This window comes from Ruegeria sp. CL3, from assembly GCF_056536505.1.
In genome coordinates this window covers 60404-77221 of record NZ_JBQFPT010000004.1, presented here as the reverse complement: position 1 = coordinate 77221, position 16818 = coordinate 60404, and the positions used below count along the sequence as shown (strand labels likewise).

Below are 16818 nucleotides of genomic sequence, written 5' to 3'. Positions count from 1 at the left end.
GCTTCAGCGCTTGACGAGACCACAAACTCCGGACATATCCCAATCCATGACAGACCTCGCTCATATCCGCAATTTCTCCATCGTCGCGCATATCGACCATGGCAAATCCACCCTTGCTGACCGGCTCATCCAAGAGACCGGAACGGTCAAGGATCGCGACATGAAGGAGCAGCTGCTCGACAGCATGGATATCGAGCGCGAGCGGGGCATCACCATCAAGGCCAACACGGTCCGCATCGACTACACGGCGGATGATGGCGAGAAATACGTGCTGAACCTGATCGACACCCCCGGCCATGTGGATTTTGCCTATGAGGTCTCTCGGTCCATGCGCGCGGTCGAGGGCTCGCTGCTGGTCGTGGACTCGACCCAAGGGGTCGAGGCGCAGACGCTGGCGAACGTGTACCAAGCCATCGACGCCGATCATGAGATCGTACCGGTGCTGAACAAAATCGATCTGCCCGCGTCCGATTGTGATCGCGTGGCGGAACAGATCGAGGATGTGATCGGCATCGACGCGACCGACGCCATTCAGGTCAGCGCCAAGACGGGGCAGGGCATCCACGAAACGCTTGAGGCCATCGTGCAGCAACTGCCCGCACCGCAGGGCAATCTGGACGCGCCGCTCAAGGCGATGCTGGTGGATTCGTGGTACGACGCCTATCTCGGTGTCATCGTTCTGGTCCGCATCATGGACGGCACGTTGAAAAAGGGCATGCGGGTCAAGTTCATGTCGAACGGCACCTTGCATCATGTCGACCGCGTCGGTGTCTTCCGCCCCGAGATGGAGATGGTGGACTCGCTGGGCCCCGGTGAGATCGGCTTTCTGACCGCCTCAATCAAACAGGTCCGCGACACCCGCGTGGGTGACACGATCACCAATGACCGCAACGGGACTGAGGACGCGCTGGACGGCTTCAAACCCGCGCAGCCGGTGGTGTTCTGCGGCCTCTTCCCCGTTGACAGCTCTGAATTCGAAGACCTGCGCGATGCGATCGACAAACTGGCCCTCAACGACGCCTCGTTTAGCTTTGAAATGGAAACCTCCGCCGCGCTGGGCTTTGGTTTCCGCTGTGGCTTCCTCGGGCTGTTGCACCTAGAAGTCATCCGCGACCGCATCGAACGCGAATACGATATCGAGCTCATCACCACCGCGCCGTCGGTGATCTATCACGTCTACATGAAAGACGGCGAGATGATCGAGCTGCACAATCCCGCTGATATGCCCGATCCCTCCAAGGTCGACCATATCGAGGAGCCGCGCATCAAGGCGACAATTCTGGTTCCGGATGAATATCTCGGCGACGTGCTGAAACTCTGCCAAGACCGCCGCGGCATCCAGCTGGACCTGACCTATGCGGGCACCCGCGCCATGGTCGTTTATGACCTGCCGCTGAACGAGGTTGTCTTTGACTTCTACGACCGCCTGAAATCAGTGACCAAGGGCTATGCCTCGTTCGACTACCAGATGACCGGCTATACCGAGGACAATCTGGTCAAGATGTCGGTTCTGGTGAATGACGAGCCGGTCGACGCCCTGTCGACAATGGTTCACCGCGACCGGGCCGAGATGCGGGGCCGGGCGATGTGCGAAAAGCTCAAAGACCTGATCCCGCGCCACATGTTCAAAATCCCGATCCAGGCCGCCATCGGAGGCAAGGTCATCGCCCGCGAGACCCTCTCGGCCCTGCGCAAGGACGTGACCGCCAAATGCTACGGAGGCGACGCCACGCGGAAACGCAAACTGCTGGACAAGCAGAAGGCGGGTAAGAAGAAGATGCGCCAGTTCGGGAAGGTGGATATTCCACAGGAGGCGTTTATTTCTGCACTTAAAATGGACAGCTAGGCTGTCCATTTTAAGTGACGGTGGGCGAAAGCGGTTGGCGCAGCCAACTTGCGTGCCCACAAGTTGGATCAGGAGAGCGACCGTAGCCGCTCAACACATTATTTTTCTTTCCTAACCCCTTTGAAGGGCTTCTTATCGGAAGTTTTAACGTCCATGAAGCGACCTGTTGATGTGTCGCGCTTCACGTAGTGGCCGGATGGAGTCTTGGATTGAGAACGACCTCTAACCATTCCCTTTCTGCGACCGTCACCTGAGGGTGGGTTTGTAGCCATCAAAACCTCCTTACCTTGTATGACAATTGGGCACGCAATAGGCGCATCCGTCTACCAGCAAGTACCGTTGTCTTGCAGCCGACAGGGCGCTTTGGCAATTCGGGTGCCAGCCGAGCGGAACCCGATTCAATAGATACGGAGGATGTGGGCATGAGTTATCGTCCACATGCACTTCATGATACCCATCCGGTTGCGGATTCATGTTGACGTAGTAATTTGGCATAGTGTCGCCTCTCTCGTTGTTTCAGCGAGGGGCGTCTTGACTGTTTTTAGTGAATCCGTCAGGATTCACGCGTTGCAAACGGACCGCGACAACCCCTCATGGTTAAGCGCGGTACTACAACGAAGCGCCGTCTTGGTCTGACCACCTTGGCGGCGCGATTCGTTATAGCTCATACCTCAGCATGGCTCGACGACTATCAATATGCAAGAGAACAAAATGAAAACACCACAAATTGCGGTAAAAACACCCAGATGTTGCCATTTGATACCATTAGTTACCCAATATATTGGTGTTGTCAACAGGAATTAGCAGTTTTCTGTGGATAACTATCTGTTTTTTGCCATCCGCCAACTGACCAATGCTCAGTGGTCGCTCCGTTGAAATCATAACCGTGGGCAAACAAAATCCTGATCACCGACCAACCCACCCGCCCGGCGGCACCGCCGGGCCGCGCCGACCCGCCCCCATGGGGCGGCGCGTTTGCGCCACCCCTCGGGTCGGCGTGGCCCTCAGTTCTACTTATCAACGGTTGAAAATGCTTTTGCGCCCCGGGGTTCCGCTCTTTCGCGGATGAGTTCGCACGCTGGATAAATTCTGGGGCGCCACTCATCCACTCGGGTCGGTCGCGGTTCTTCCCCCCTCCATTCCGCCGCTCCGAACGGTTCCTCGAACTAATACACGCGGGCCGTTGCAAGTGATCTGTGACCTCTAGACCTCTGACCCAGATCAAGGACCGAATTCGATCAAAGCGCTAGTGTTCGCGAACAGGTAAATACTTGAATGAGGTCGCAATGCTCCCCCTGATGTTGATCGTTCATATCTTCCTTGGCTCTACCCTCGCAGGCACAGCGGTTATTGCTGTTCTGGTGATGGGCTACACCGCAGTCCTGCCAATCGTGATGGCGGCTGTGGTGGGGTTTGTGGCGGCCTTTCCGGCCTCGTATCTGGTGGCGCGCAAGCTGGAGGGGTGACACTCGGCCATCGCCTGTGAGCTACAGGTTCCGTCACGCATATTCCGGAAACAAAAAACCTGCCAAGATCGGGTCCTGGCAGGTTTGAATGGTTTCTGCAGTGGGGGAGAGGTTTACTCTCGGTTCCCCAGCAGTTGCAGCAGGAACATGAACATGTTGATGAAGTCCAGGTACAGGCTCAGCGCGCCCATGATGGCGGCTTTGCCCAGCCATTCCTGATCACCGGCATGTGCCATCTGCAGGTAGGTATTCTTGATCTGCTGCGTGTCATAGGCGGTCAGGCCGGCGAAGATCAGAACGCCGATGACCGAGATCGCGAAGGCCATGGCCGACGAGGCCAGGAAGATGTTGACCACCATCGCGACGATCAGGCCGATAACGCCCATGATCAGGAAGGTGCCCATGCCAGACAAGTCTTTCTTGGTCGTGTAGCCGTAAAGCGACAGGCCAGCAAAGGCGATCGAGGTGATCAGGAAGACCTGAATGATCGACTGACCGGTGAAGGCGATGAAGATCCAGCTGATCGACAGGCCCATTACGGCGGCGAACGAGTAGAACACCAGCTGTGCAGCCGCAGCCGACATGCGGTTGATCATGGCGCTGAAGCCGAACACAAAGGCCAGTGGTGCGAACATGATCACCCATTTCAGCGGCGAGACATAGATCGAATGACCTAGCGCGGTCAGGTAAGTGTTCGCGTTCAGTTGCGCCACGGCTGCCGACGGATCGGTGGTGATCGACAGACCCGAGATCGCCCAGGCTGCGAGGAAGGTGATGAACATGCCCACGGACATCGTGCCGTAGACTTTGTTCATATGGGCGCGAAGGCCCTCATCAATCTCGGCGGCGCGTGCGCCTGCGGCCGTCCGAATCGTATCGAATTGTGCCATTTACAAAGGTCTCCCTAAACGTATCTGCGTGCGGCCCGTAAGTATTGGCCACTTTCCTGCTGAATATCGGCAACTGCAGGCTGTGTTTCAAGAGTTTCTGCAGTATTTCCGCCTAAAATACGCAACAAAAACGGCGACCTGCTGCCGCAGATCGCCTATCGCTGAAAAAACATGAGTATTAAAGGCAGCTTTTCCAGAACTGCGGGGCATCCCAGATCGGGCGGCGGGCCTCAGCGTCGGCCTGGGCACGGGTGATGCCGATGTCGTTCAGGGCACTGGCATCCAGCCGAGCCAGTTGTTGACGTTGACGTCGTACGGACAGGACGGACCGTATACGCGCAAACAGGGATTGTTTGTGTTGAGGGCAGGGTCGGTTCAGGGCGATCGAGTTCATGGTCTATCCTTTCGTTTTTCAGATGGTTTGAATTGGTCTCATCAACTTTCTTGATTTATATGGTGAGTTAGGGCACATTTTAAAAACGAATATTTTTGATTGGATGCATAAGGATTCGTGAACATGAGAAATCTGGACATCACCACATTGCGATCCTTTGTGGCTGTGGCCGATCAGGGAGGCGTCACGCGGGCGGCAGGGTTTCTGCATCTGACGCAATCAGCCGTCTCCATGCAGCTGAAACGCCTGGAAGAGCTTTTGGACCTAGAGCTTCTGGACAGAAGTGGTCGGACCATCGCGCTGACCGCCTCGGGCGAGCAGTTGCTTGCCTATGCCCGTCGGATGATTGCTTTGAATGATGAGGTGATCTCGAAACTCACGGATCAGGCCTTTGAGGGCGAGGTGGTTCTGGGTGTCCCTCATGACATTGTCTACCCGGCGATCCCGCGTGTTCTTCAGCGGTTCAACGCCGATTTCCCGCGTGTGCGGGTGCAGTTGATCTCGTCCTATTCGCTGCAGCTTAAGGATATGTTCAAGCGCGGGGAATGTGACCTGATCCTGACGACCGAGCCTTCCTCATCCGATGGTTCTGAAACCATAGCCGAGCTGCCACTGCGCTGGATCGGGGCGCCCGGTGGCTCGGCCTGGCGCAAGAGTCCGTTGCCGATTGCGCTGGGGCGGCGCTGTATGTTCCGCCCGCAGGTTATCGCAGCGCTGGATGCCGCAGGTATCCCGTGGGAGCTTTCCGTCGAAACCGAGAATGACCGCACCATCGAAGCGACCGTCAGCGCTGATCTGGCGATTCATGCGATGCTGGACGGCACCGAGGCTGCGCATCTCGAACAGATCGACTCGGGTGGTGTTTTGCCCGAGCTGCCTGCACATATGATCAACCTCTACGGAGGAGAGCCGGGGCGCGATGCAGTCATTGAAGCGTTGGCGCAACTGGTGCGCCAAAATTTCCGCATGCTGGGCAGCACGCCTTTGCGGGCCGTGGTGGGCTAGGGCGTAATCACGATCTTGCCGGTGGATTTGCGCTCTTTCAAAAGGCGCAGGCCGTGTTCGACCTCGCTCAACGGCAGGGTACGGCTGATATGAGGGGTGATCTTCCCTTCGGCATGCCATTGGAACAACGTCTGAAAACTGTTCCGAACGATGTCTGGGCGGAACCTCAGATAGCCGCCGATATAGAAGCCGATCACCGTCAGGTTCTTTACTAGAAGGTGGTTGGACGGGATTTGAGGGACTTCGCCACCGGCAAAGCCGATGGGCAGCAGACGACCTTCAGGGTTGGTGGCGCGGAAGGCGGCTTTGAATACGTCGCCCCCAATCGCATCATAGACCACATCAGCGCCTCCCAACTCTTTGACACGGGCGCGCAGGTCTTCCGAGTCGTCGATCAGGTGATCCGCCCCGGCGGCCTGTGCAACCGCCAGCTTATTCGCACCGCGCGCTTGGGCGATCACGGTCGCGCCCATCAGTTTGCCGATTTCCACCGCGGTCAGTCCGACGCCACCGGCGGCTCCGGTCACGAGCAGGGTTTCACCTGGCTGCAACCGGGCGCGATGGTCCAGTGCCAGATGGCTGGTCCCGTAGGCGATCTGAATGGCGGCAGCCTCTTCAAAAGTAGTTTCTTCTGGGATGCGGATGGCCCGATCCGCGTCAAACACACCGTACTCGGCCAACCCGTCCTGGCCCGAGTACACGGCGACACAGTCACCAACGTTCAAGTCAGAGACTGCTGGCCCCAATTCTTCGACGACGCCGGCGACTTCCATGCCTAAAGTGAACGGAGGGTTTGGCGTATCCTGATATGTGCCCTTCTGCATCAGCAAATCGGCGAAGTTCAGGCCGCACGATTTGATGGCGATTCTGACCTGTCCCTCGGCAGGTGTCGGCGTGGGTACTTCGACAATTCGCGCGTCGGCGCCTTTGGATTCAATGCGATATGCTAACATGATGGCTCATCTCGGTTTTCAGGGAATAGGTCGCAGTATGAGCGAAATTGTCAATGCGTTCAGCTGATTGAGCGCGCTAACGAAGACAGTTTGGTCAGGCCGCGCCGCCAAAAACCCAGAGATGCACAACCATAAACCAATGTACAGAGATTCCAATTCAACCAACTTGAAAAAAAAGTCAAAAGCGGCAATATTGGACGGCAGTGCTGTATCGGGGGATCGCACATGTCTGGTTGGGGGATGCTTATGGGGACTTCTCTAACTTCTGTTTATGTGAACGGCGCGAAGTCCCGCAACAGATGTGTGTGTAGTAGAGGAGAATACCAATGACTCATCACGTCGATGTCCATGTGGGCAAGCGTGTCCGACATCGCCGCTGGCTGATTGGCATGACCCAACAGCAGTTGGCGCAGCAAGTTGGTATCAAGTTTCAGCAAATTCAGAAATACGAAACCGGGGCGAACCGAATCAGTGCCTCCCGTCTGTGGGACATTGCCGATGCGCTGGACGTACCGGTCAGCTTTTTCTTTGAAGGTCTTGAAGAAGGCCAAAAAGAGAAATCCGACAAGAGCGCGCTTCCTGCTGACCTGATGGGTGACAAGGAAGCTCTGGATCTGGTGCGCTCTTACTACGCGATTCCGGAAAACCAGCGTCGCCGCTTGTTCGAACTGGCACGCGTTCTTAGCGACGTTGCCTGATCACCACGGCTTGACACCGGCCTGTGTTCGCAGCACCTGTGCTGCATGAGCCAGACCGACCTAACCGACCTTGAAGTTGCCGAAGAAATGGCTGACGCCGCGCGCGCAGCCATCCTTCCGTATTTCAGACAGACTAATCTCGAAACTGACAACAAGCTGGCTGGCGGGTATGACCCCGTCACTGTGGCTGACCGCGCGGCGGAACAAGCCATGCGGGCGGTTCTGGCACAGCGTCGGCCAGAAGATGGCATTCTTGGTGAAGAATTCGGGCAGGTTGAGGGGACTTCGGGCCGGATCTGGGTACTTGATCCGATCGACGGCACCCGAGGGTTCGTCAGCGGTACACCGACCTGGGGCGTGCTGATCGCTCTGTCCACTCAAGATGGTCCGATCATGGGCGTGGTGGATCAGCCCTATATCGGTGAGCGTTTTGTGGGCGGATCAGACATAGCTCAACTGACTGGGCCTTTGGGCACAACTGCGTTGAAAACGCGTGGGACAAAGGTGTTAGAGCAGGCAACCCTGTTCACGACCTTCCCTGAGGTTGGCACGTCAGAGGATCGTGCAGGTTTTCACGCCGTCGCTGAGTTGGTTCAACTGACCCGCTATGGCATGGACTGCTACGCCTACGCCCTGCTTGCCGCCGGTCAGGCAGATCTGGTGATCGAGGCCGGGTTGAACGCCTATGATATTCAAGCACCGATTGCGGTGATCGAAGCCGCAGGCGGTATCGTCACCGATTGGCAAGGTGGCCCGGCCCACAATGGCGGAAGGGCGTTGGCCGCCGCCAACGCTGAAATTCACGCCGCGGCGTTGGAAATCCTGCGTAACTATTGAATGTCGTTGCCGTCTTGGCCGCGCGTAGGTAAGCTGGCCCAAGCCGGTTCTTGCGCCCGTTTTCCGCTGGCTGATGCACTCCTTGCTTGAGACGGGCAAAAGCAGGAGCGTGAAATGCCCGAAATACTGATCAAAAACGCCGATACCATCCTAACAATGGATGATGATCGCCAGGAACTGCACGGCGCGGATATCCTGATCCGAGGCGGCCAGATCGCCGAAATCGGCCAAGACCTGACCACGACCGGAGAGATTCACGATGCCTCGGGCTGCGTCATCACACCCGGGTTGGTGAATACGCATCACCACCTTTACCAAACTCTGACACGGGCGGTTCCGGGCGGGCAGGACGCTTTGCTGTTTGGTTGGCTGCAGACGCTCTACCCGATCTGGGCGCGTTTCGGATCGGATGAGATGTTCACTTCGGCACAGATTGGGCTGACCGAACTTGCCTTGTCGGGCTGCACGCTCAGTTCCGATCACCTGTACCTCTACCCGAACGGAGCGCGGCTTGAGGACACGATTGCCGCCGCCTCGGAATTGGGGATTCGCTTTCATCCCACGCGCGGGGCGATGAGTATCGGTGAAAGTGACGGAGGCCTGCCGCCCGATAGTCTTGTCGAGCGTGAGAAAGACATTCTCAACGATATGATCCGCGTGGTGGATGCGTTTCACGATCCTTCCGAGGGGTCGATGTGCCGGGTGGGCCTTGCACCGTGTTCGCCCTTTTCCGTCAGCCGCGACCTGATGCGAGACGCAGCACTACTGGCGCGCGACAAGGGGGTGATGCTGCATACGCATCTGGCCGAGAATGACGAAGATATCGCCTATTCCGAAGCTCAATTCGGCTGTCGTCCCGGTCAATATGCCGAGGAGCTGGGCTGGACCGGAGCAGATGTCTGGCATGCCCATTGCGTGAAACTGGATGGGGTCGAGATCGATCTGTTCGCAAGGACGGGAACCGGAGTGGCCCATTGCCCCTGCTCGAACTGTCGCCTCGGGTCTGGCATAGCGCCAGTAAGAACCATGAGGGATAAAGGCGCGAAGGTGGGGCTGGGCGCGGACGGGTCGGCCAGCAATGACAACGGCAACCTGATGCTCGAGGCGCGGCAAGCTATGTTGCTGCAACGCGTGGTGAATGGCGCAGACGCCATGTCCGCCCGCGAAGCGCTTGAGATCGCGACACGGGGTGGCGCCGACGTGCTTGGACGGCCCGATTGCGGCCGACTGATGCCGGGTAAACGGGCCGATATTGCCGTCTGGGATACCCGCACAAGCCTCGAAAGCGCGGGCAGTTGGGACCCGGCAGCCTTGCTTCTGGCGGGTCCAATGCAGGTCAAACATCTGTTCGTTGAAGGCCGCCAGATCGTGCGCGACGGTCAGATCACGACGATTGACCTGCCGCGCACCATCGAAACCCAAAAACGTCTGGCCCGCGCACTTGCCCAATAGCGGAATCCGCCCTTCATCTGGCTAAAAATATCCACGCCGGAGGCATGTGCCGAAGGCGCATTCAACGGGTGACCTGCGCCCCTCCGATCCAGACATCGGCAATGGCGCGGTCGTCACCCATCATGATAGTGGGGAACACGGCCTCCCACAGATCATCCGCGTGGGCCTCGCGCTGGGCGATAGCTGGGGTCGAGGCGAGGTTGATCACCACCAAATCGGCCTCCATCCCCGTGGCAACATTCCCGATGCAGTCGTCCATCCGCAACGTTCGCGCCGACCCGACTGTACCCAGCCAAAGCAATTGCGCAGGGTGCAAAGGGCGACCGCGCAGCTGGCCGATCTCATAAGCAGCGGCCATGGTGCGCAGCATCGAAAAGCTGGACCCGCCACCGGTATCAGTGGCCAGGCCAACGCGGTGGCCATCTCGGATCAACCCATTCATGTCGAACAGGCCCGACCCGATGAAGGTGTTCGAGGTCGGGCAATGCACCAAGCCGGCGTCCACCTCGCGCAGCCGATCCCGCTCACGATCTTCCAGATGGATGACGTGACCATAGAGACCATTCTGTCCCAGCAGGCCGAACTTCTCATAGGTGTCCAGATAGTCGCGCGCATCCGGGAACAGGGACCGGACCCACTCAATCTCATCAGTTTGCTCGCTCAGATGGGTTTGCATCAGACAATGCGGATGCTCCGCCCAAAGTGCGCCCAAAGCCTCAAGCTGTTCGGGTGTCGAGGTGGGCGAGAACCGTGGGGTGATCGCATATGACAGACGATCCACGCGGTGCCATTTCTCCAGCAGGACCAGGGACTGATCATAGGCCGTTTGCGCTGTATCCCGTAGGCCCTCTGGCGCGTTACGGTCCATGCAAGTTTTGCCCGCAGCAACCCGCTGACCGCGCTGTTGGGCGGCCGAGAAAAAGGCATCGACGCTTTCGGGATGGATTGTGCAGAAACTGCACATGGTAGTCGTTCCATGCGCGGTTGTCAGGTCGAGGTACCGGTTGGCGAGCTCGGTGGCGTAGTCGATATCGCCGAACTTCATCTCTTCCGGGAAGGTATAGGTGTTCAGCCAGTCGATCAGCCGCTTGCCCCAGCTCGCGATCATGGCGGTCTGAGGGAAATGCACATGCGGGTCAACGAACCCGGCCATGATCAGGTGCTTACCGTAGTCCCTAACCTCAGCATCCGGATGCACGGCACGCAAGCGATCCAGCGCGCCAACGGCCTGAACACGCCCATCCTCAATCACGACCGCTTCGTCGAGTTTGGTGCAATCCGTTGGCTCTCCCTCAAAAGGGGAGCCGTCAAAACTCAGAACGCGCCCTTTCAAAAGCGTCTTTTGCGCCATTCGCCTTGTTCCTTAGCTGTTTTAGCCCGTTCATCAGCATATGCGTGCGAAAGATGAGGGTAAATCGGCGCATTGTCATTGTTTTCCGGTAGCTGCTTCTTCTAATTAGGGGCCAATGGCATGACTAAGAACGGGAGCAGCACATGACCACAGGCATTGATGATCCCGTAACCGACTCCGCTGACGAAGACGTCTACGCACTGGACCGCCGTACCGTTGCGGCGATCCTGTTTGCCGTGGACGTGGATGATCGCGACAAGCTGGTCGAGTTGATGGAGCCGCTGCACGCCGCCGACATCGCCGACCTTCTTGAGCAGATCAATCCCTATGACCGTGCCCGCCTGATCCGTCTCTATGACAAAGAGTTCGATGGCGACATCCTGTCGGAACTGGATGAGGCCGTCCGGGAAGAGGTCATTGGTGTCCTGAAACCCGACGTTCTGGCCGAAGCCGTACGGGACATGGACAGCGACGATGTCGTTGACCTGCTGGAGGATCTTGAAGAGCCACAACAGGAGACGATTCTGGACGCGCTTGAGGACTCCGAGCGAGTCGCGGCAGAGCAGGCGCTGTCCTACCCCGAAAACTCGGCTGGTCGTTTGATGCAGCGCGAGGTCGTCATGGCGCCCGAGCATTGGACGGTGGGGCAGGCCATTGATTTCATGCGCGCCAATGATGACCTGCCGGAACAGTTCTATCATGTCGTGCTGGTTGATCCGCGTCTGAAACCTGTCGCGCAGATCACCTTGGGCAAACTGATGGCCGCGCGACGCGAAGTGCCGCTGCGGGACCTGGCAGAAGAGGAATTCCACATCATCCCCGTCGATCAGGACGAAGAGGATGTGGCCTATGCCTTCAACCAATACCACCTGATCTCGGCCCCAGTGGTCGATGCCGATGGCCGCTTGGTCGGTGTCATCACCATCGACGACGCCATGGTGGTCCTTGATGAAGAACATGAGGAAGACATTCTGCGTCTGGCGGGGGTGAGCGACGAAAGCTCGATCTCGGACAGTGTCGCCGCGACCAGCCGTCGGCGTTTGCCGTGGCTTGCGGTGAACCTATGTACGGCGATCTGTGCCTCTCTGGTGATTTCGCAATTCGAGGCCGCGATTGATCAGCTGGTGGCGCTTGCGATCCTGATGCCGATTGTCGCCTCGATGGGTGGCAATGCAGGGACACAATCGTTGACGGTTGCCGTGCGGGCACTCGCCACGCGCGACCTGACCGCCTCGAACGTCATGCGTGTGATCCGACGCGAGCTGTTGGTCGGCATGCTGAACGGCCTGTGCTTTGCGATCGTTCTGGGCACTGTGGGGATGCTTTGGTTCGATTCGCCTCTGCTTGGGGTCGTGATTGGGTCAGCTTTGGTCGTGAACATGATCATCGCGGGCTTTGCAGGTACGGTAGTACCGGTCTTGCTGGACCGAATGGGCATTGACCCGGCGCTGGCATCTGGGACGTTTGTGACAACCACAACGGATGTCATGGGCTTCTTCATCTTCTTGGGACTTGCCAGCGTGGTGCTTCTGTGACCGATCTGACTGAAATCAAAGCGATGGCGCGCAAGGCCGCGTTTGCCCGTCGCAAAGCGGCGTTTGATGCCTCTTTGCCGGGCGCTGCGGGCCGTTTGTCCGAGATACTGGCAGGCCACCGAGGCGTGCCCATGTCGGGCTACATGCCAATCCGGACAGAGATCGACCCGCTGCCTGCAATGGCTGAGGCCACAGCCTACGGTCCCGTTGGTGTGCCGGTGATTCAGGCCGCGGGGCAGCCGCTGAAATTCTCGCGTTGGACGCCTGAGGGCGCTTTGAAGGATGGGCCTTTCGGGGCAAAAGTACCCGAGGTCGACGATTACTTCGACCCCGAAATCCTGATTGTTCCTCTGGTGGCTTTTGACGCCAAGGGTGGCCGTCTGGGCTATGGCGGCGGGTTCTACGACCGCACGTTGGAAGGGCTGCGCGCCAAACGCCCAACCCTGGCGATCGGCTTTGCCTTCGATGCGCAAGAGGCCGAAGGACTGCCGTTGGAGCCCACCGATCAGTCGCTGGATATGGTAATCACGGAAAGCCGGATTCTGACGTTCTAAGGCTGCCTCGTTAGATCGAGTGGTTTTCGCGGAAGTATTCCCAAGCGTCTACCTCGCGGCCGCTGGCCAATATGCAAACGCCGGTTTGCCCGTCGGCACCGTCGCGGATTTCATATTTGCCACCGCTTTCCACGCAGAACGTGGCCGCAGGGTTGGCAATCTGCGTGTTGGAATCGCTCGTTCCCGCCTGGTCACAAGCGGCTAGCGCAGTGAGGCCAAGGGCAGACAATAGGATACGCGACATCAAGTTTCTCCGATCTAAAGGGCTTTGACGGTTTATTACGGCAGCATAACCACTTGTGCTTCGCGTTGACCAGACTTACGACCGATGGGATGAGGATACTTTTTCTGGGTGACGTCATGGGCCGCGCGGGACGCACGGCCATCCAACAGCATCTGCCGCGTCTGCGCGACGAATGGCGGTTGGATTTTGTTGTGGTCAATGGCGAGAACGCCTCGAACGGGATGGGGTTGTCTGGGGATCATGCCAAACTGCTATTCGATGCGGGCGCGGATTGCGTGACGCTGGGCGATCATGCTTTCGACCAGAAAGACATGCTGCAACACATCGAAAAAGAGTCGCGCATCGTACGCCCGGTGAACTTTGCCAAAGGCGCGCCGGGGCGGGGTCATCGCCTTTTCAAAGCACCCGGAGGGCGCAAGGTTCTGGTGGTTCAAGTTCTGGGCCAGGTTTTCATGAAGCGGCCCTTTGATGATCCGTTCTCGGCGGTCGAGCCGATCCTGAAGTCCCACCCGCGCGGTGGGCAGGCGAATGCCATCATCGTTGATATGCATTGCGAAGCGACCTCTGAGAAAATGGCGATGGGGCACTATTGCGACAAGCGCGCCAGCCTTGTGGTGGGAACGCATACGCACGTTCCTACAGCGGACTCACAGATTCTGCCCGGCGGCACGGCTTATCTGACAGATGCGGGGATGTGCGGTGACTATGACTCGGTCATTGGTATGGACAAGGTCGAGCCGATGCGTAGGTTCATCACCGGTATGCCCAAGGCGCGTTTTTCGCCGGCCAATGGCGAGGCTACCCTGAGCGGAGTGTTCGTCGAGACCAATGATCAGGATGGCAGCGCAAAATCAGTTCGCATGGTCCGCGTGGGCGGGCGACTAGAGCAGGCCGGGCCGTAAATGCTTGCCCTGATCCTCGCAATGCGGGAAACTGGAAGTCAGGCGCTTGGGCCTAGGGTTCGGACTGAAAACCACGAATGCAATTCCTCTCACTGACAGACACGGGCAGCGCGATACTGGCGCTTTTGGTGGTCGCAGGTATGTTCGTGATGTTCCTGCGCGAGGTCTACCCGACCGAGGTCGTGGCCATTGGTGGCGTCGCATTGATGCTAGTGACGGGCATTCTGCCCTATCAAAGCGCGCTGGCCGTGCTGTCGAACCCCGCGCCTTGGACGATTGCCGCGATGTTCATCATCATGGGAGCATTGGTGCGGACCGGAGCGCTGGATGCGTTCACCTCAACGGCCCAAAAGCAGGCGCAAGTAAACCCGCGCATAGCGATTGCCTTGCTGATGGGGTTTGTGGTGGTGGCGTCCGCGGTGGTGTCGAACACGCCGGTGGTCGTCGTGATGATCCCGGTTTTTGTTCAGATCGCCCGCACGCTGAACGTGCCTGCCTCTAAGCTGCTGATCCCGCTCAGCTATGCGGCCATTCTGGGCGGTACTCTGACCCTGATCGGGACCTCGACCAACCTGCTGGTGGACGGTGTGGCCCGGGCACAGGGCATGCAAGCGTTCACGATTTTCGAAGTCACGCCGCTGGGTATCGTGCTGGTGATCTATGGCATGGTCTACCTGCGCTTCATCGCGCCGCGCCTTTTGCCGGAGCGGGACAGCATGGCCTCGATGCTGAGCGACCGGTCCAAGATGAAGTTCTTTACCGAGGCCGTCATTCCCCCGGAAAGTAACCTGATTGGGCGTGAGGTCACCGGCGTGCAGCTGTTCAAGCGTCCCGGTGTGCGTCTGATCGACGTTCTGCGCGGAGACGATTCCTTGCGACGTAATCTCAAGGGTGTAACGCTAAATGTCGGCGACCGGGTGGTTCTGCGCACCGAAATGACCGAGCTGCTGAGCCTGCAGAGCAACAAGGAGCTCAAGCGGGTTGATCAGCTTTCGGCTGTTGAGACCAAAACGGTCGAAGTTTTGATCACTCCGGGCTGTCGTATGGTGGGGCGTGCGCTGGGAACAATGCGTCTGCGCCGTCGCTATGGTGTATATGTTCTGGCTGTGCATCGGCGGAACCAGAATATCGGTTTGCAGTTGGATGAGCTTGTCGTGCGGGTGGGGGATACTCTGCTGCTCGAAGGGTCTCCGGCTGACATCCAGAAGCTGGCCGCCGACATGGACATGGTCGATGTCACTCAACCCTCGGCGCGGGCCTTCCGCCGAAGCCATGCGCCCATTGCGATTGGATCACTGGTCGGAATCGTCGTTCTGGCGGCGCTGGGCGTTGCGCCGATCCTGCTGCTATCGATCCTAGCCGTCGCTGCCGTTCTTCTGACGCGCTGCATCGACGCGGATGAGGCGTTCTCCTTTGTCGAGGGTCGCCTGCTGGCGCTGATCTTTGCCATGCTGGCCATCGGGGCCGCCTTGGACGCGTCAGGTGCGGTGTCCCTGATTGTCGAAGCGGTCGCCCCGTCGCTCAGTGTTTTGCCTCCGTTCCTGATCATCTGGGCGGTGTACCTGCTGACCTCGGTTCTGACCGAGCTGGTCTCAAACAACGCGGTCGCCGTGGTTGTCACGCCTATTGCGATCGGTTTGGCGCAGGCTGTCGGGATGGACCCGCGTCCCCTTGTGGTTGCTGTCATGGTTGCGGCCTCGGCCTCTTTTGCGACGCCGATCGGGTATCAGACAAACATGATGGTATATGGGCCCGGGGGCTATCGGTTCACGGATTTCATGAAGGTGGGCATTCCGCTGAACCTGACCGTTGGGCTTTTGGCATCGCTTCTCATTCCGCTGTTCTGGCCGCTGTAGGATCGGCACTGACCCGCCGTCTTTTTGCGGTGCCTCTTGCAAATCCTGGCCGATACACAAAGCTTTATGAATGTATATTGCGACAAGAGGATTGGACCATGCCTGCAAAAGGAACCGCAATTGCCGCGATCGCCTGTGCGATGATGGCGAGTACTGGCTTTGCCGGAACAGTCGAAGGCTCGGCCAGCTATCGCGAAAGGATCGCCGTTCCGCCCGATGCAACCCTGTTTGTTGAGCTGCAGGATGTTTCGCTTGCTGATGCGCCAGCCGTAACGCTTGCGGCGCAACGCTACGCTCTGTCTGCCGTTCCGGCCTCGTTTCAGCTGAGCTATGACGACGCCCTGATCAAGGATGGGCACCGCTATTCTGTGAGGGCGACGATTACTCAAGGGCAAAAGCTGCTGTTCACCACTGACACGGTCTATCCGGTAATTTCTGATGAGGCGGGCAATTCCGTCGATCTGATGCTCGTGCAAGTTCAGGCGCAGGGGGCGACAATGCTGGAGAATTCGGACTGGATCGCCGCATCGCTAAACGGTGAGCCCATCGAAACGGAAAGACGACCGGAGCTGATCTTTGGCCAAGGCGGCGCGTTCTCGGGCACCGGCGGGTGCAATCGGTTCACTGGTCAGGCCGAGATCTCAGGCAACCGCATCGAGTTTCCTAACAATATGGCGGCCACCCTTATGGCTTGCCCGCCACCTTTGGATGAGATCGAACGCGCCTTCCTTAAAACAATGCAGAGCGTCACCACCTTCGCCATACAGGGCGACGCGTTGGCCCTTTTGGATGAGGCGGGCGAACCCGTCATCAAACTGGTTCGCAAGCAGTGACG

The 16818-nt window shown here is 58.3% G+C and carries 16 protein-coding genes; 11 read left to right on the top strand and 5 right to left on the bottom strand.

Annotated elements, in window-relative coordinates; translation table 11 throughout:
• Window positions 1–46 precede the first annotated feature (46 nt).
• Window positions 47–1846, top strand: coding sequence for a translation elongation factor 4 (lepA, locus tag ACR0NO_RS06845; RefSeq protein ID WP_170665622.1), 1800 nt, complete (start codon window positions 47–49; stop codon window positions 1844–1846).
• Between the two features lie 1286 nt (window positions 1847–3132).
• Entirely contained in the window at window positions 3133–3312 is a 180-nt protein-coding gene (locus tag ACR0NO_RS06840; RefSeq protein ID WP_480723428.1) for a CTP synthetase, read from the top strand.
• Between the two features lie 113 nt (window positions 3313–3425).
• On the opposite strand, the gene ACR0NO_RS06835 is transcribed toward ACR0NO_RS06840, so the two are convergent.
• Complete coding sequence (locus ACR0NO_RS06835; RefSeq protein WP_170377970.1) at window positions 3426–4202, bottom strand: Bax inhibitor-1/YccA family protein; 777 nt, start codon at window positions 4200–4202, stop codon at window positions 3426–3428.
• Between the two features lie 178 nt (window positions 4203–4380).
• Complete coding sequence (locus tag ACR0NO_RS06830; RefSeq protein ID WP_170477309.1) at window positions 4381–4596, bottom strand: YjiS-like domain-containing protein; 216 nt, start codon at window positions 4594–4596, stop codon at window positions 4381–4383.
• Window positions 4597–4719: 123 nt separating this feature from the next.
• Here ACR0NO_RS06830 and ACR0NO_RS06825 point away from each other — a divergent pair, with 123 nt between their 5' ends.
• Window positions 4720–5601 (top strand): LysR family transcriptional regulator, encoded by an 882-nt coding sequence (locus ACR0NO_RS06825; RefSeq protein WP_480723427.1) that lies wholly within the window; start codon window positions 4720–4722, stop codon window positions 5599–5601.
• Here the strand turns inward: ACR0NO_RS06825 and ACR0NO_RS06820 are convergent.
• Window positions 5598–6554, bottom strand: a complete 957-nt coding sequence (locus ACR0NO_RS06820) for an NADPH:quinone oxidoreductase family protein (RefSeq protein ID WP_480723426.1) — start codon at window positions 6552–6554, stop codon at window positions 5598–5600. The two genes, ACR0NO_RS06825 and ACR0NO_RS06820, sit on opposite strands and share 4 nt — an antisense overlap.
• A gap of 326 nt (window positions 6555–6880) precedes the next feature.
• Between ACR0NO_RS06820 and ACR0NO_RS06815 the strand changes: the two genes are divergently transcribed.
• The 3 genes from ACR0NO_RS06815 to ACR0NO_RS06805 all read left to right on the top strand — a co-directional run bounded on the left by ACR0NO_RS06815 (window position 6881) and on the right by ACR0NO_RS06805 (window position 9541).
• Window positions 6881–7252: a helix-turn-helix domain-containing protein gene (locus tag ACR0NO_RS06815; protein ID WP_170377978.1), complete on the top strand. Its 372-nt coding sequence runs from the start codon at window positions 6881–6883 to the stop codon at window positions 7250–7252.
• Between the two features lie 45 nt (window positions 7253–7297).
• The gene (gene hisN / locus ACR0NO_RS06810) at window positions 7298–8089 is read left to right on the top strand and encodes a histidinol-phosphatase (protein ID WP_480723425.1); all 792 of its coding nucleotides are present in this window, start codon (window positions 7298–7300) and stop codon (window positions 8087–8089) included.
• Between the two features lie 114 nt (window positions 8090–8203).
• A complete protein-coding gene (locus ACR0NO_RS06805) occupies window positions 8204–9541 on the top strand; it encodes an 8-oxoguanine deaminase (RefSeq protein WP_480723424.1) in 1338 nt (445 codons plus the stop codon).
• A gap of 61 nt (window positions 9542–9602) precedes the next feature.
• On the opposite strand, the gene guaD is transcribed toward ACR0NO_RS06805, so the two are convergent.
• Window positions 9603–10892, bottom strand: a complete 1290-nt coding sequence (guaD, locus tag ACR0NO_RS06800) for a guanine deaminase (protein ID WP_480723423.1) — start codon at window positions 10890–10892, stop codon at window positions 9603–9605.
• 143 nt (window positions 10893–11035) lie between these two features.
• Here guaD and mgtE point away from each other — a divergent pair, with 143 nt between their 5' ends.
• Both mgtE and ACR0NO_RS06790 read left to right on the top strand, forming a co-directional pair.
• On the top strand, window positions 11036–12427 hold the full coding sequence (gene mgtE / locus ACR0NO_RS06795; RefSeq protein ID WP_170665608.1) for a magnesium transporter: 1392 nt from the start codon (window positions 11036–11038) through the stop codon (window positions 12425–12427).
• Window positions 12424–12981, top strand: a complete 558-nt coding sequence (locus ACR0NO_RS06790) for a 5-formyltetrahydrofolate cyclo-ligase (protein WP_170677173.1) — start codon at window positions 12424–12426, stop codon at window positions 12979–12981. The genes mgtE and ACR0NO_RS06790 overlap by 4 nt, the downstream gene beginning before the upstream one ends.
• Before the next feature lie 10 nt (window positions 12982–12991).
• On the opposite strand, the gene ACR0NO_RS06785 is transcribed toward ACR0NO_RS06790, so the two are convergent.
• Complete coding sequence (locus ACR0NO_RS06785; RefSeq protein WP_170377990.1) at window positions 12992–13225, bottom strand: putative hemolysin; 234 nt, start codon at window positions 13223–13225, stop codon at window positions 12992–12994.
• An 89-nt stretch (window positions 13226–13314) separates the two neighbouring features.
• On the opposite strand from ACR0NO_RS06785, the gene ACR0NO_RS06780 reads away from it, so the two are divergent.
• From ACR0NO_RS06780 to ACR0NO_RS06770, 3 genes are all read left to right on the top strand, one after another.
• Entirely contained in the window at window positions 13315–14127 is an 813-nt protein-coding gene (locus ACR0NO_RS06780) for a TIGR00282 family metallophosphoesterase (protein WP_480723422.1), read from the top strand.
• Window positions 14128–14204: 77 nt separating this feature from the next.
• The gene (locus tag ACR0NO_RS06775; protein WP_170462063.1) at window positions 14205–15983 is read left to right on the top strand and encodes an SLC13 family permease; all 1779 of its coding nucleotides are present in this window, start codon (window positions 14205–14207) and stop codon (window positions 15981–15983) included.
• A 98-nt stretch (window positions 15984–16081) separates the two neighbouring features.
• Entirely contained in the window at window positions 16082–16816 is a 735-nt protein-coding gene (locus ACR0NO_RS06770; RefSeq protein ID WP_480723421.1) for a YbaY family lipoprotein, read from the top strand.
• Window positions 16817–16818 lie beyond the last annotated feature (2 nt).

Coding starts and splice junctions, on each gene's coding strand:
- ACR0NO_RS06775 (WP_170462063.1), top strand. CDS start 14,205: ATGCAATTCCTCTCACTGACAGACACGGGCAGCGCGATACTGGCGCTT.
- mgtE (WP_170665608.1), top strand. CDS start 11,036: ATGACCACAGGCATTGATGATCCCGTAACCGACTCCGCTGACGAAGAC.
- lepA (WP_170665622.1), top strand. CDS start 47: ATGACAGACCTCGCTCATATCCGCAATTTCTCCATCGTCGCGCATATC.
- ACR0NO_RS06825 (WP_480723427.1), top strand. CDS start 4,720: ATGAGAAATCTGGACATCACCACATTGCGATCCTTTGTGGCTGTGGCC.
- ACR0NO_RS06835 (WP_170377970.1), bottom strand. CDS start 4,202: ATGGCACAATTCGATACGATTCGGACGGCCGCAGGCGCACGCGCCGCC.
- ACR0NO_RS06805 (WP_480723424.1), top strand. CDS start 8,204: ATGCCCGAAATACTGATCAAAAACGCCGATACCATCCTAACAATGGAT.
- guaD (WP_480723423.1), bottom strand. CDS start 10,892: ATGGCGCAAAAGACGCTTTTGAAAGGGCGCGTTCTGAGTTTTGACGGC.
- ACR0NO_RS06785 (WP_170377990.1), bottom strand. CDS start 13,225: ATGTCGCGTATCCTATTGTCTGCCCTTGGCCTCACTGCGCTAGCCGCT.
- ACR0NO_RS06770 (WP_480723421.1), top strand. CDS start 16,082: ATGCCTGCAAAAGGAACCGCAATTGCCGCGATCGCCTGTGCGATGATG.
- ACR0NO_RS06820 (WP_480723426.1), bottom strand. CDS start 6,554: ATGTTAGCATATCGCATTGAATCCAAAGGCGCCGACGCGCGAATTGTC.
- ACR0NO_RS06815 (WP_170377978.1), top strand. CDS start 6,881: ATGACTCATCACGTCGATGTCCATGTGGGCAAGCGTGTCCGACATCGC.
- ACR0NO_RS06780 (WP_480723422.1), top strand. CDS start 13,315: ATGAGGATACTTTTTCTGGGTGACGTCATGGGCCGCGCGGGACGCACG.
- hisN (WP_480723425.1), top strand. CDS start 7,298: ATGAGCCAGACCGACCTAACCGACCTTGAAGTTGCCGAAGAAATGGCT.
- ACR0NO_RS06830 (WP_170477309.1), bottom strand. CDS start 4,596: ATGAACTCGATCGCCCTGAACCGACCCTGCCCTCAACACAAACAATCC.
- ACR0NO_RS06840 (WP_480723428.1), top strand. CDS start 3,133: ATGCTCCCCCTGATGTTGATCGTTCATATCTTCCTTGGCTCTACCCTC.